Origin of the sequence: Brevibacterium sp. ACRRH, from assembly GCF_022346365.1 — a bacterium.
Taxonomy (GTDB): domain Bacteria; phylum Actinomycetota; class Actinomycetes; order Actinomycetales; family Brevibacteriaceae; genus Brevibacterium; species Brevibacterium paucivorans.
Window position 1 is genome coordinate 213,915 of sequence record NZ_JAKRMN010000004.1, and the last position, 14,378, is coordinate 228,292.

At 57.6% G+C, this 14,378-nt stretch carries 11 protein-coding genes and 1 pseudogene; 8 read left to right on the forward strand and 4 right to left on the reverse strand.

Features of this window, described 5'->3' with window-relative positions; translation table 11 throughout:
- The first annotated feature begins 24 nt into the window (after nt 1–24).
- Together MHX53_RS05870 and MHX53_RS05875 are read left to right on the forward strand one after the other, a co-directional pair.
- Nucleotides 25–1,560 (forward strand): FMN-binding glutamate synthase family protein, encoded by a 1,536-nt coding sequence (locus MHX53_RS05870; protein WP_102237673.1) that lies wholly within the window; start codon nt 25–27, stop codon nt 1,558–1,560.
- Between the two features lie 70 nt (nt 1,561–1,630).
- Complete coding sequence (locus MHX53_RS05875) at nt 1,631–3,019, forward strand: MBL fold metallo-hydrolase (protein ID WP_239271566.1); 1,389 nt, start codon at nt 1,631–1,633, stop codon at nt 3,017–3,019.
- 21 nt (nt 3,020–3,040) lie between these two features.
- Here the strand turns inward: MHX53_RS05875 and MHX53_RS05880 are convergent, their stop codons facing one another.
- Nucleotides 3,041–3,634 (reverse strand): YetF domain-containing protein, encoded by a 594-nt coding sequence (locus tag MHX53_RS05880; RefSeq protein ID WP_239271567.1) that lies wholly within the window; start codon nt 3,632–3,634, stop codon nt 3,041–3,043.
- Nucleotides 3,635–3,782: 148 nt separating this feature from the next.
- Between MHX53_RS05880 and MHX53_RS05885 the strand changes: the two genes are divergently transcribed.
- Together MHX53_RS05885 and MHX53_RS05890 are read left to right on the forward strand one after the other, a co-directional pair.
- Nucleotides 3,783–4,982: a M20 family metallopeptidase gene (locus tag MHX53_RS05885; protein ID WP_239271568.1), complete on the forward strand. Its 1,200-nt coding sequence runs from the start codon at nt 3,783–3,785 to the stop codon at nt 4,980–4,982.
- Entirely contained in the window at nt 4,979–6,151 is a 1,173-nt protein-coding gene (locus MHX53_RS05890) for a hypothetical protein (protein ID WP_239271569.1), read from the forward strand. The genes MHX53_RS05885 and MHX53_RS05890 overlap by 4 nt, the downstream gene beginning before the upstream one ends.
- Here MHX53_RS05890 and lysX read toward each other — a convergent pair.
- Nucleotides 6,138–9,515 carry a bifunctional lysylphosphatidylglycerol synthetase/lysine--tRNA ligase LysX gene (gene lysX / locus MHX53_RS05895; protein WP_239271570.1) on the reverse strand — a complete coding sequence of 1,126 codons (3,378 nt, stop codon included), beginning with the start codon at nt 9,513–9,515 and terminating at the stop codon, nt 6,138–6,140. The two genes, MHX53_RS05890 and lysX, sit on opposite strands and share 14 nt — an antisense overlap.
- A 31-nt stretch (nt 9,516–9,546) precedes the next feature.
- Between lysX and MHX53_RS05900 the strand changes: the two genes are divergently transcribed.
- Nucleotides 9,547–10,305 carry an alpha/beta hydrolase gene (locus MHX53_RS05900; protein WP_343212355.1) on the forward strand — a complete coding sequence of 253 codons (759 nt, stop codon included), beginning with the start codon at nt 9,547–9,549 and terminating at the stop codon, nt 10,303–10,305.
- Here MHX53_RS05900 and MHX53_RS05905 read toward each other — a convergent pair.
- Nucleotides 10,289–11,137, reverse strand: a complete 849-nt coding sequence (locus tag MHX53_RS05905; RefSeq protein ID WP_239271572.1) for a methyltransferase domain-containing protein — start codon at nt 11,135–11,137, stop codon at nt 10,289–10,291. The genes MHX53_RS05900 and MHX53_RS05905 overlap by 17 nt on opposite strands.
- 52 nt (nt 11,138–11,189) lie before the next feature.
- Between MHX53_RS05905 and MHX53_RS05910 the strand changes: the two genes are divergently transcribed.
- The 3 genes and pseudogenes from MHX53_RS05910 to MHX53_RS05920 all read left to right on the forward strand — a co-directional run.
- Nucleotides 11,190–11,966 (forward strand): alpha/beta fold hydrolase, encoded by a 777-nt coding sequence (locus tag MHX53_RS05910; protein WP_239271573.1) that lies wholly within the window; start codon nt 11,190–11,192, stop codon nt 11,964–11,966.
- A 71-nt stretch (nt 11,967–12,037) separates the two neighbouring features.
- Nucleotides 12,038–12,490 carry a SufE family protein gene (locus tag MHX53_RS05915; RefSeq protein ID WP_102238320.1) on the forward strand — a complete coding sequence of 151 codons (453 nt, stop codon included), beginning with the start codon at nt 12,038–12,040 and terminating at the stop codon, nt 12,488–12,490.
- Nucleotides 12,491–12,546: 56 nt separating this feature from the next.
- Nucleotides 12,547–13,284: pseudogene (locus MHX53_RS05920) on the forward strand (DUF368 domain-containing protein); the annotation flags it as partial.
- A 144-nt stretch (nt 13,285–13,428) separates the two neighbouring features.
- Here the strand turns inward: MHX53_RS05920 and MHX53_RS05925 are convergent.
- On the reverse strand, nt 13,429–14,376 hold the full coding sequence (locus tag MHX53_RS05925) for a DUF808 domain-containing protein (RefSeq protein WP_239271574.1): 948 nt from the start codon (nt 14,374–14,376) through the stop codon (nt 13,429–13,431).
- Nucleotides 14,377–14,378 lie beyond the last annotated feature (2 nt).

Consider the following 14,378-nt stretch of genomic DNA (forward strand, 5'->3'; position numbering starts at 1 on the left):
TAGCGCACACACGGAAGGTCACCCATGGGTTCCCGATCAAAAATCATCAGCCTTGCAGCAGCCGTGACGGCAACAGCTACCGCCGGACTCGCAGTGCGAGACATTCTGCAGAAAAAGCACTCACTACTGCGCAACTACCCAGTCGTGGGGCGGGCACGCTACGCACTTGAAGGAATCCGACCACAAATCCAGCAGTACTTTATTGAACGCAACTGGGACGGCAGGCCATTCGACCGTGACACGCGTAGTCTGATTTACGCTCGCGCAAAAGGCGAAGAAGACGAAGGTGCCTTCGGCACTGAACTCGACGTGTCGCGGATCGGGGCAGAATACCTAGTCCACTCCATGGTGCCAGTAGCCACACCCGAGGACCCGCCACGTGTCATGGTCGGGGGAGAAGACTGCTCGCAACCGTACAGCATGTCGCTCATGAACGTGTCTGCCATGAGTTTCGGATCGCTTTCACACAACGCGATCCGCGCGCTAAACAAGGGCGCAGAGTTGGGTGGGTTCCTGCACGATACGGGTGAAGGCGCGATCTCGTCCTACCACCAAGAAGCAAACGGTGATCTCTTGTGGGAACTGGGTACTGGTTACTTTGGTGCGCGCGACGCGGACGGCAACTTTGATCCGCAACGTTTCCGCGACCGTGCCGCAGACGAACAGATCAAATGCGTTTCACTCAAACTCTCACAGGGAGCCAAACCAGGCCTGGGTGGCATGTTGCCTGGACCCAAGGTGACAGAGGAAATCGCCGAAATTCGTGGGATTCCGGTAGGTAAGGACTGTATTTCGCCGGCCATGCACCGCGTGTTTAGCACGCCGGTGGAACTCATCGAGTTCATCGCCCGTATGCGTGAGTTGTCGGGTGGCAAGCCCGCCGGGTTCAAACTGTGCGTGTCTTCTCGCACCCAAGTGCTTGCAGTGTGCAAAGCCATGCTTGAGGTGGGCACCACACCTGACTTCATCATTATTGACGGTTCAGAAGGCGGAACAGGTGCAGCGCCACTTGAGTTCGAAGACCACGTGGGAATGCCTTTGACCGAGGGCCTGTCTACGGTCCACAACGCACTCGTGGGGACCGGACTTCGCAATCGCATCAAACTAGGCGCTGCAGGAAAGGTCGCAGCCGGAAACGACATCGTGAAACGCCTCATCCAGGGAGCCGACTTCACGATGTCGGCTCGCGCCATGATGATGGCTATTGGGTGTATCCAGGCGCAAGTGTGCAACACCGGCGAATGCCCAGTGGGTGTTGCGACGCAAGACGCGCGTCGCGCTCGCGCTCTGGATGTCGAAGACAAGTCCATGCGTGTTTTCCGCTACCACAAAGCGACTGTGTACCAAGCGGTTCACCTCATGGCTTCTATGGGCGTGCAGGACCCCAGCGAGCTAGACCGGTCCATGTTGCGTAAGCGCATCTCGCACAAACAAACCGTGAGCTTTAACGAACTGTTTGACCATGTGGGAGAAGGGCAACTGCTCAGCGATGTGCCCGAGTCCTGGGCAGAGGCATGGAACGCCGCCAGCGCTCACTCGTTCCAGCCGTCGCACCGATAAGACGTGTGGCTTGGAGCACAGAGTCAGTTAGAGTGATTGAAGGCCCGTTCGGTCAAGCTGGAAGGTAAACATGCTTCTTGAACGTTTCTACGATGAAGACTTGTCGCACGCCAGTTACTTTATTGGCTGCCAAGCATCGGGCGAGGCGATCGTCATCGATCCACGCCGGGATATCCACGTATACACCGAGCTGGCCCAGCGACGCGGAATGAAGATCGTCGCCGTCACGGAAACGCACATCCACGCCGACTACCTATCAGGCACCCGCGAACTTCAGAACATGGGAGCAACCGCGTACGTGTCCAAAGAAGGCGGTGTCGACTGGACATACGGGTTCGATGCTGAACTGATTGGCCACGGCGACACCATCACGATCGGTAATCTCACTCTCGAGGCCCGTCACACGCCCGGCCACACGCCAGAACACCTGATGTTCCTGCTCACCGACGGCGCGTTTTCCGACGAACCCGGGTACGCCTTCACCGGCGACTTCGTTTTTGCCGGTGATCTGGGCCGTCCAGATCTGTTAGATGAGGCAGCCGGTGGCAAAGACACCCGCTTTGGCGGTGCGCAAGACCAGTTCGACAGCCTGGCGTGCGAGTTCGTGACCTTGCCGGACTACGTGCAGGTGTATCCCGCACACGGAGCAGGCAGCCCGTGCGGAAAGGCCCTGGGTGCCGTTCCGTCATCGACCGTGGGCTACGAAAAGCACAACGCGTGGTGGGCGCCGTTTGTCAAGAATGGTGACCGAGAAGGATTCGTCAACCAGCTCCTGGACGGGCAGCCGGACGCCCACGCATACTTCGCCCGTATGAAGACGGAAAACCGTGACGGGCCGGCCGTCATTGGTGAGGTCAAAGATTTGGTGGAGTACACCTCGGCGGAATTGGCGCCGTTGGTAGAAACCGCCGAGGTGGTTGTTGTGGATCCGCGCCACCACAGTGCCGTACACGCAGGGGCGGTGAGTGGATCACTCAACATACCTGGGCCGGACAAAGCGGCGAGCTTTGGTGCGTGGGCATACGATCCGCAAAAGGACTCGACTCCGCTGGTGATCCTGGCGAGCGGACTCGACGAAGCGCACGACATGCGTGACCACCTGGTGCGCGTGGGAATCGACACGGTCGTTGGCTACGTGACAGACATGGACGGCCTTCCAGAGTACGTGCCAACCGTCATTCCATTCGAAAACGTCACTGAAGACGACTACCTCCTTGACGTGCGTGGGCGGGGCGAGTTCGACTCCGGGCATATTCCGGGCGCTCACAACATCAACGGAGGACGTGTTCTGTGGCGCACGCAAGACCTGCCACAGGACGCACGCATCGTGTCGTACTGTCAGTCTGGCGTGCGTAATTCGGTTGCGGCATCCGCTCTACGCCGGGCGGGATTCGAGGTCGCAGAGCTGGAAGGCAGTTATCAAAAGTGGGCTAACGACAGGGCATTAGACGGTCAGTAGACGTCACGCTAGTGCCGAAACTTAATCAGCATCTTGGCCGGGAGTGTTGAGCACAAACTCCCGGCCTTCAACATTTTCCAGAAGACGCGGATCAATCGGTGTGCCTTCTTGAATGACTGAAAGCCGGCCAGTCGCTTCGAGGATCACGCATTGAACCATCTCCGGGGATGCAATACCGGCTTCACGAATTGCCACATACAGATTGGCCTCGGTGATGTGGGCGCGACGCATTGCATGAGAGATCATCTTGCCGTGAGCCATGACAATGCGCGGGCGAGCACTCACAGCACGCCTAAAACCAAATGTGTGTTGGACTGCTCCAAAGATCGCTTCCATCACCATTAACGTGGCTAAGCCGATCACCCCAACCATGACAGTGGGCGGGTGGCCCAGGATGACGCGTCCAGCCACTGCTCCGAACATGATGATGACAACGGCGTCGAAGGAACTCATGGTTCCCAAAATGCGGATACCAAAAATTCTGACGAGAACCAGAAATGCGACGTAGATGATGACTGCTGACACGATGACGAACGGAATTCGCCACAGGTCGATTCCGAACACCTCACCAGCAGCAGTCGCCCATCCCTGCGGAGGAGTGAAACGTTCGATCATATGAGTAACAGTACTCCGGGTATTGGGCACTCACAGCTCAGGGGGAACAGCCTGCCCGAGTTTCATATAGCAAAACTGGCGTACCAGGCATATTCGGGACTGCTAATTTGTGAGCCACGTTATAGAACCGACCGATAAGAGGGGTACGATGACGATCGATTTTGTCGCAGAGGCGAAGGAAATAGCTCCGGACCTGATTGCGCTACGTAGAGAGCTCCACGCCGACCCAGAGCTGGGGAACGATCTGCCACGTACCCAAAAACGTGTGCTCGATGCTTTGGCAGGCCTTCCTGTGGAAATCACCCTGGGTAAGGAGCTGTCCTCAATCACGGCAGTTTTGCGTGGTGGCAAGCCCGGGCCCACGGTGTTGCTGCGCGGTGACATGGACGCGCTTCCCGTTGCAGAAGAAACCAACCTGCCGTTTGCTGCCGCAAACGGCAACATGCACGCGTGCGGTCATGACCTCCACACCGCAGGCTTGGTTGGAGCGGTTCGACTGTTAAGCGCCCACCAAGAAGAACTTCCAGGAACTGTTGTTTTTATGTTCCAACCGGGAGAAGAAGGGCCAGGCGGAGCGAAGCCGATGCTCGAAGAGGGACTGTTGACCGTGGCCGGATCACCAGTCGATGTTGCGTTCGCACTTCATGTTCTCCCAGGCGAACAGGGCGTATTCGAATGCCGACCAGGAACCGCGATGGCTGGGTCGAACTACCTGCGCGTGGCATTCCACGGCGAAGGTGGCCACGGTTCAAGGCCCGACGCAGCCACCGACCCAGTACCACCGCTTGTGGAGTTTTGTCAGGCCGTTCAGGTCATGATCACCAGACGTTTCAGTGTTTTTGACCCCGTAGTTCTCTCCATCACAACTCTGCAGGGTGGAGAAGCCCTGAATGTGATTCCACCTGTTGCCTCAATGGGAGGAACGGTCAGAACACTGTCACATGAAACAACCGAGAAGTTTCCGCAATACGCTAAGCAATTGGCGGAGAGCATCGCCCAGGCACATAACTGCACAGTCGACTTTGACTGGGAGACCTTTTATGCCGTCACGGTCAATGCGCGTGAAGAAGCTGAGCTTGTGCGTTCAACGTTGACCGAGGTGTTCGGTGAGGAACGCTTTCGAGTACCGGCAGAACCGGTTATGGGCTCAGAAGACTTCTCGTTCGTTTTACAAGAAGTGCCCGGCGCATACCTGATGCTCCAGGCGAGCCCGTCCGAGGTGGATCCGGCTACAGCGGCCTACAACCACTCGCCACATGTCCTGTTCGACGACGCCGTGCTGGCTGATCAAGCCGCCGCGCTTGCCCACATTGCGTGGGCGTACAACGTTCGAGGTGACAACTCATGACCCCTATCTTCGCCGCAACAATCATTCTCGCCTTCATTGCGTTGGGCGAGCTGATGTCCCTGTGGTCAAAAGCCCGCATCCCGGCACTTTTGATCGCCATGTTGGGAACGTTTATTGCAGTTCAACTCAAGATCATTCCCAACACCATCATCGACGATTCGTTCTTCCCACAGATCTACGCGATTCTCGTAGCGCCTCTGCTGTTCCACATGGGTTCGCTGATCCCTTTGAAAACGATGCTCGCTCAGTGGCGCAGTGTAGTGATTTCGATTGCTGGAATGATCGTCGCCGTGGGTATGATCGCTGCAGTGGTGGGCCCAATCTTTGGCTTCCAGTACGTTGTGGCCGGAGCTGGTCCTCTGGCTGGTGGGATCGTATCAACGGGTCTGACCACCGATGGCTTGAAAGCTGCCAACGTGGACTCCGCAATCGTAGTGTTGCCAGCCCTTGTGCTGATGCTTCAGTCCCTGCCGTCCATGCCCTTGACCAACCTGCTGTTGCGCAAGTTCGCGATTACACTCCGTGATTCGGGTGACCTGGAAGAACTGGCTCGCAAGCAAAAGAAAGTCGAAAAGGAAAATGGCAGCGGTAAGAAGCTGATCACGCTTCCCGACATGCTTGTTGACAACGAACTCTTCGTCTTGTTCCTCATTCTGGTGGGTGGTTCACTTGCAACGCTTCTGGCTATGCCCACGCACATTCCATCCTCAATCATCGCCCTGGTCCTGGGTGTTGCGTCGACCGCAATTGGCCTGACTCCAGAACGCTCAATGGAGAAATCCAGCTCGTTCGGAATCGCCATGGCCAGTGTTGTCGCTATTGTGATGGCACCTCTGGTTGCGGCCTCCCTGTCGGATGTTCTGGCTGCTCTGCTACCAGTGGCTGTCATTCTGGCAGTGGGTGCTGTGGGCATCATGATTGGTGGTGCGATCGCCACCAAGCTCCTCAAATGGAAGACGACCCTTGGAATGTCGGTGGCGCTGACCGCTATGTACGGTTTCCCAGCCGACTACCTCCTCACCAACGAAGTTGTGCGTTCGGTAGGACGCACAGACGAAGAACGTGAGGCCCTGAGCGAAGCGATGCTGCCACCCATGCTGGTAGGAGGTTTCACCTCGGTGAGCGCGGGATCAGTGGTGATCGCTTCAGTACTGGTCAGCTTCCTGTAGGTTTCAAGAACGGGAAGGTGAGCGTCTGGCGGATCGTCGTGGCCGTGAGCATCATGACCACGCGGTCCACGCCCAGCCCCAGCCCACCCATAGGTGGGGCACCCATTTCAAGGGCAGTGAGGAACGCTTCGTCGACCTCCATCGCCTCGGGGTCACCAGCGGCAGCCGCCAACGACTGTTCGGTAAGCCGTTGACGCTGGATCATCGGGTCGATGAGCTCCGAATACGCGGTTCCAACTTCCATTCCAAAAGCCACAAGGTCCCACTGTTCGGATACGCGACTGTCTCGCCGACCCGGGCGGGCCAGCGGCGACTTTTCGGCTGGGAAGTCGTAGTAGAACGTGGGCTCAACGGTCTGCTTTTCGACCAGTTCGTCGTACAGCTCCATGAGCATGTAAGCCTGGGAAGCGTCGGTAGGAACTTCAATACCGGCACGTGCGCACTCTGCGAGGTACACCTCGGGAGAGGTATCCAAGGTGAGCTCCTGACCCACGGCGTGTGACACTGCTTCGTGGATTGTCATGGACCGCCACGAGCCGGGCAAGTACAGCTCTTGCACCTTGCCTGACGCATCACGGTACTTGGCAACCGGTTCACTGTTGACGGCCCGTGCCGCGTTCTCGATGAGAGCGATCGTGAGGCGCTCCATATCGTGGTACGTCAGCCCTGAAGCGTACGCTTCAAGCGAGGTGAACTCCGGGTTGTGGGTGGCATCTACTCCTTCGTTGCGGAAGTTCCGGCCGATCTCAAAAATCCTGTCCATGCCGCCCACCATGAGGCGTTTGAGATACAGCTCGGGTGCAATACGCAGGGACAGGTCCATGTCATACGCGTTGATGTGGGTGGTAAATGGCCGGGCGGCCGCACCTCCATGAACTGTGTGCAACATGGGTGTTTCGACTTCCATGTACGACTGTGCATGCAGAGTGTCGCGCAATGAGCGGATCGCTGATGACCGTGCCACCAAAATGTCGCGCGCTTCCACATCGGTGAGCAGGTCAAGTGACCGGTTGGTGCGGCGCTCCTCTTCTCCCACCGGGTGTCCCAAAGCAGGGGTGGGCCTGATGGCTTTGGCTAAAACTGTTGCCTGTTTGACGAACACTGACAGCTCACCGTGATCGGTGGTTCCCACGCGTCCGGTGACGCTCACAAAGTCACCTACGTCGAGTAGCCCCACATGCCAGTCGCTGACCTCTGAACGGTCCCACACGGTTTGCACGAACGCGCCATCCTGTTCGACATCCATGAAGACCAAGCCGCCGAACCGCCTGCGTGACCGGACACGGCCACGGATGGTCACCTCGGCGTGGGTGAGCGTCCCGGGCGCTGGAACCGGGCGGTTCTGCGCGTTCAGGTCCAACACCGAGGTGGTAGAGACCGGCCCTTTAACCGGGTAGGTCTCGACGCCCGCTGACTCCAACGCGCGTTTGTGGTCTATCCGGTGGCGCTGTTGTGGCGACCAGGTGTACTGGGGTGACGGCGGGCGGATGAATTCCTCGTCGAGTTCTTTTACACGGTTGAGGAAGTCCGCCGAGGTGATCGTGGGCTGGGCGCCGAAAAGGGGAGTGGGGGTGGTTTGGGTGACGCTGGCCCACATCCAGGCGAGGATGGCGCGCAGACTGGGTGGGGGAATGAAGCCTTCGGCGACACCCATCGAATAGAGCGCGTGGAAGGCAACCATGGTGTCGTCGAAGGCGACCCATCGGGGAGACCACTGTGGTTGGTACTTCTGATTAGCCCGGTACAGCGATTCGATCTGGAAGGATCGTGATGCGACCTTCAGCAGCTTGTCGCTTGCCCGGGTCAGGGGTCCGGCGCGCAGTTCATCGGTGGCGACGAACACGTCACGGAAAACGGCGAAATTCAAAGATATCTGCTTGATGCCTATCTCCCGGCCCTGCAAGGCAGTTTGAGCGACCAAGAAATCCGTCACTCCGGGGACGGCTGTGGGGGAGTGAACCATGACGTCGAGTGACAGCCCGTTACGCCCCCACGGGACGAAGCTTAAAAACCCTATCGGGTAGCCAGAACTGTCGCATGCCAACGCGATGACGGAGTTGGAGTCGGCTGGATCCCCCATTCGCCCCAGCGCCATTGAGAATCCGCGTTCGACCTCGTGATTACGCCACGCGTCGCGGCAGTTTTCTAACTGAGTGACAAGATCAGCAGGAAGGTCACGCACGCGCGCTACCTTCGCGGTGATGCCCTCACGGTTCATGCGCCTGATGGTTTTGCGAATGTCAGCGAGCGCGGGGCTAGAAACATTGAAGTCGGCAGTGTTGACGACAGCTTCGTCACCGATCGCAACGATCGCCAATCCCAAGGTCCTGTACAGGCGTGCTGACTCTTGTGAACATGCCAAAACTACGGGACGAGCACCTACGGAACGGCAGTGAGAGTGCCACGATTGGATTGCGTGTGGCCAGGATGCCGGGTCCCCCACAGGGTCACCACTCGCAACAAAAACATTCCCCACGGCGCCGTACAGAACGGCGGCTTTGCGATCGGGAGAGAACACCGCACTCTTGTCGCGTCGAGTCGCAAAATATGACAGTGAGTCCAGGTCTCCGAAGTCGAGCACCATGCGACGGATTTCGAGCTCTTCATCAGGCGTGACGGTGGCCGGTTTGGCCTTGATACGAAACATCACAATGAGTGCCCAAATCAGTGCAATAGCTGAAATGGCACCACAGATGTAGAACACGATGAACGTAGTTGGGTGCTGTCCGTCCGTGATCGCACTGAGCCCAGAGGTAGACCCGAAAGCCGCAGAAAGCGCAAATGTCAGACGATCACTCCATTCACCTACCCCAACCGGGGTAAGGGAAGAGGCGATAAGTGCGACCACAAACGACACAGCCAACCCGGACAACAAAATGCCCAGCGCCTTGAGGAAATTAGCTTTGCGGATTCGTCCCGGAAACGCGGGCCGCATCATGATGATGAGGATTAACGACACGACGTTCAGCACAAAACCCGCAATCCTGAAAGGGAGGCTGAAGAACAGTGCGTCGAGCGGGCTCGTCACTGAAATGTGCAGCTCACTGTTAGGTCCCAGCGATATGACTGCGCTGGTGTTGAGCACCGATGCGAGCACGCCCAGCGACGCGACCACCAGCATGGCAGTGTGAGCGATCCGCAGTCGTCGGGCGGCGGTGGTCGCTACAGCGATAAGGAAAACCACTGCCACCAAGGACGGCTCAGCTGGAACCGTGAACAGCGAAAAGAGAATGTACCCCGCGTCGGCTACATTGCTCAGGCGAATGGGGATCGTCAACGTTGTCCACACAGCGGCTAAAACGTAAAGCCAAATGAACACCCGTGCCAGGACTTCTGTTTTGCGTGGAGACGTGCGCTGTGTCATACAGCAACTTTACTGACACTGGGGTCGTATTGTGTGCCAGAACGTCCGTGGATGTGGCGAGGATTACAATAGACCCGTGAAGTGGGTAATCGTTCCTGGGCTGAGCCTCTTACCGGAAGACTACAGCGGTTTAAGTGAGCTTCTTCCCGGTCCCGTAGAAGTGATCGACGCGTGGGAACAAGACCCAACAGGGGACATTGATGACCTGAGAAAAGCAGTCGACACCAGTGAACCGTTTGCTCTCATTGGTCATTCCGTAGGTGGAGTTACTGCCCTGGAGTGGGCGCTTAAACACCCCAGTGACATTACGCGGCTGGTGCTACTCGACCCGTCTGCGCCCCTGACCTTCGTTGGTGGCTGGTTTACGCGCGGAACCGTTTTTGAACGGTATTCGGCCCCGGTAGTGGAAAAAGTTGCCCGGGCTCTCACACCGTGGGGTGCTCAAATCCGCACACACCTCTTTACCCGCGCTTCCGGCTTGGCCGACCACTTGCCACGCACGCATGCCACTCACCGATACGTGACTCGTCCGGGCCTGCAGACAGTGGTGGACCAGTGGTTTTCGAGTTGGGAACAGGAATACCGATTGAGTTCACTGCTCATGTCGAACCATGTGCTTGACCGCAGGTTGCGCCCCATCATCGTGTGCTCCTCAGGGACTTCCCGTGCGGTGTCTGTGGCAAAACAGCGCCGGCTGGCGCGCCTAATTGGAGCTGAGCTGCACATCGCAGAAGGTGCCGATCACATGTTCCCAGTTACCGAACCTCAACGGGTTATTGCTGCGCTGTAGGTTTTCGCCAGACGGATATTTTCACGGCTACCGTCGCCGAGGTGGGGAGCTGGGAATCTGCGACCGTTTCCGCTGATAAATGCCGGGCAGATGGTGTCATAAAGATGAGGTCGCGTGCCAAGTCTGGGGTGAGCACGCAGTCGTACGACACTACCGATTCACCCACGGGTTCGAACATGTGCAGAGCCCGGTTCAAGCGTTCGCCTTTGTTCGGATCAATTCCCACCATGTCAGTGCTTGCGCGCAGCTCCTGCAAGTGTTGCGGTTCGGGTGTCACGACTACCGTGTGTCCGCCGGGGGAGAGCACCCGGTGAAACTCCGTTCCATTGCGTGGCGAGAACACGTCGAGCACCACATCAATCGTGCTGTCCAGAAGCGGAAAATCCCGGAAAACATCCCATGTAAACGCAGTGATATTCGGGTGGGCGCGGGCGGCTAACCGCACGGCGCGAGTAGCAGTGTCGAACCCCAATCCCACCGTTGGTGGCTCCAGGGTTTCCATCAGACCGCCGAGGTAGTACCCGGTTCCGCAACCAACGTCCAGAAGGTGCGTGTGAGGCAGAGCCGCGACGACCTCGGCGAGGGAATCCTTCAACGGCGTGTACGCGCCGGAGGCGAGGAACCGGTCCCGGGCCAACACCATGTCTGTGCTGTCCCCACTTGTGGGAGCGGGGCCAGAAAGCAGACTAAGGTAGCCCTGACGCGCTATGTTAAACGAGTGCCGGTGACTGCACACCACTTGCGAATCCTGCACCTGCAAACGCGCTGCTGGTTCTCCCCGGCGGGCGCACACGGGGCATCGCAACAGGTCATAAGCAGGAGTGGTGGTCACGGTGACATTCTACGAGGAGCGTCGTGAGGCCACGGAAACATGGAGGGGAAACATGGACACACTGAACGTCACGCGCATGGGGGACCAAGGCCCAACTCTGGTGTTTCTGCATGGTCTCATGGGGCGTGGGAAGAACTTTACTGGGGTTGCAAAAGAGCTCAGCAAAGACTTCCGAATGGTCCTGATTGACCTGCCTAACCACGGTGAATCGCCGTGGACCGACACGTTCAGCTACACGGACATGGCACAGGCGGTAGCGAAAGAGATCGAACCGGACGCGCCGGTGTATCTGCTGGGGCATTCGATGGGTGGAAAAGTGGCGATGACGCTTGCCCTCACCCAACCGGAGCTCGTTGACAAGCTGATTATTGAGGACATTTCTCCCCAGGCCGGTGGCGACATGGGCGAGTTTGTTCACCTGCTGGGCACCCTGAAGAAGCTTGACCTGGACAGTTTGACCTCGCGTGCGGAAGCGCACGAGCGCATCGCTGAAGATATTCCCAATGAGTCGGTGCGTGGTTTCTTGTTACAGAACCTTCGTAGGAGCGGTGACGGGTTTGAATGGCAACCAAACCTCAACCTCCTTTTTGACAGTCTTAAAGAGATTGGCGACTTCCCATCAATTGATGCCACGTACGATCGCAAAGTGCTGTGGATGGTGGGGGAGAAGTCCGCTTACGGTGACCCCAAGTTCTTGCCTGTTGTGCGTGAGTATTTCCCCAGGGCCGTACGTCTTGTGATCCGCGATGCAGGGCACTGGGTCCATTCGGAACAACCACAGGTGTTTGTTGATGCTGTGCGCGCGTTCTTCTTTGCAGGTGACGATTGACACGTACGGAAAAGCGGGGGTTCAACCGGCCTAGTGGCTTATCGTTGGAACGGAAATGAAGAGGAGTGACCGTGACACTTTCTGCTGAGGTTCCGTCGGAACTGCACGACATTGTCCGCGATTTCGCACAAACGCCAGAGGAACAACGGTTGGAGTTGTTGCTCGAGTTTTCCGATGAGATTCCGGACCTGCCGCAGCGGTATGCGGATGATCCCGAGGCGTTGGAACCGGTTCCGGAGTGTCAGTCACCAATCTTCTTTATTGCCGAGGTCGATGGAACGGGAGAAGACGCGCGAGTTTCCCTGTTCTTTTCCGCCCCTGCCGAAGCTCCTACGACGCGTGGATTCGCAGGGATCTTAGCGGAAGGGCTGGACGGTGCTACGGCTCGTCAGGTCCAGGCAGTGCCGGAAGATTTTGCACTACAACTATCGCTCACCTCTCTGGTGAGTCCGCTGAGGCTAAACGGCATGACCGGAATGCTGAAGCGTGTTCAGCGACAGGTGAAGGAGAAAGCTCAACTGTGACGCAGCCCAAACGATCGATCAAGCTCATGCCGTTCGACTTTGTGCGCGGTTTCCTTATGGGGCTTGTTGAACTGGTTCCCGGTGTTTCCGGAGGCACGGTTGCCCTTGTGACGGGAATCTACGATGAACTCATCGCCTCCGCGGTCGCCGTTCTCCATGCTGTCAAGCGGTTGGTGACGGGGCCTGTCCGAGTTCAAGGGTTCATGCAGGAACTGCGCAATGTGCAATGGGGACTTCTCATTCCGGTGTTCCTGGGAATGGTGACGGCGGTTTTTTCGATCGCTGGAATCATGAGTTCTTTTGTGACGAACTCTCCGGAACACGCACGCGGGCTGTTCTTTGGCCTGGTGATTGTGTCGATCTATGTTCCTGTTTCCATGGCGTATGACAGTGCTGTTGAGCGGAACATCAACACCGCCAAAACATGGATAGGTGGTGCGGTCGCATTCGTGATTGCAACGATCGTTGCGTTTGTCTTGGTGGGTCAGGCAGGCGGAGGTGCTGTTGCGCACCCACCTGCGTGGATTGTTATTGGAGCAGCTGCTATCGCGATCTGCGCATTGGTGATTCCGGGAGTATCTGGGTCGTTCTTCCTGTTAGCAGTGGGCTTGTACACCACCACACTTGAGGCAGTTCACCAGCGCGATTGGGGCTACATCGCCATCTTCATGCTGGGAGCCGTCATTGGTTTAGCGTCCTTTGTGCAGCTTCTTCAGTTCCTGCTCAAGCGTTTCCGTTTGGTCACGCTGATGGCTATGGCTGGACTGATGTTGGGGTCGGTGCGAGCCCTGTGGCCATGGCAAGAATCTCCGGACCCGTCCGCGCCTGGAACGCTGGTAGCACCTTACGCGCCGGTTGCTGGGCCCGTGGTGCTCATGCTTGTAGGTGGCGTGATCGTGGTGGTCATGATTGTGATCGAAAAGTTCGTACAGTCGCCTTCACCGCAGCCACAACTCAATAACCACAAGGCCCCACAGCAGGCCAACGATCATTGCGACAACGGTCTCGCCCAGCCAGTTGAGGACCCCGCCCACAGCGGGGATGTCAATGAAAAGATGACCTAAGCCGTGAGCAAGCTGGAGTGGCATGTGCCATCCCAGCTCATCGGCCCCCACGATCAGAATGTGGCCACCCACCCACAGCATTGCAAAAACTCCCACGATCGTCAGGATGCTCAGGAGCTTGGGCATTGCGTTCACCAGGAACCTTCCGAACTTCTGCGTGGCGGGCTTCTGAGCGAGGCGAAGACCGATGTCGTCCATTTTGACGATCAACCCCACCACTCCATAAACCGCAACAGTGATGAAAAGCGCGACGGCGATCAGAATGGCTGTGCGCATGAGGAGTGGCTCGGAAATGACCTCGTTGAGTGAGATCACCATGATTTCTGTCGATAGGATGAAGTCGGTGACGATCGCGGAGCGCACCAGCTGCTTTTCAGCATCACCACCCTTGCCCGATTGCTCGTTTTCCTGTGAAGCCTTTGCGTGCGCGTCCTGGTCAGTGGTGGAGCTTTCTTCGTCGCCACGATGCGTGAGCTTGTGCCAGATCTTTTCAGCGCCCTCATAACACAAGTACGTGCCTCCCACCATGAGGAGTGGGGTGAGCAGAAACGGAGCGACAGCGCTTAACAGAAGTGCTAAAGGCAGAATGATGACGAGTTTGTTGAAAATCGAACCCGTTGCGATCTTGCGGATGATGGGGAGCTCACGGGCAGGCTCGACCCCAGAGACGTACTGCGGAGTCACGGCTGCGTCGTCGACGACCACGCCTGCCGCTTTCGCGCTGGTTTTTGCAGCGCCCACGGCAACGTCGTCGACGCTAGCTGCTGCCATGCGCGCGATTGCCGCAATGTCGTCGAGTAGAGCTACAAGACCACCACTCATCG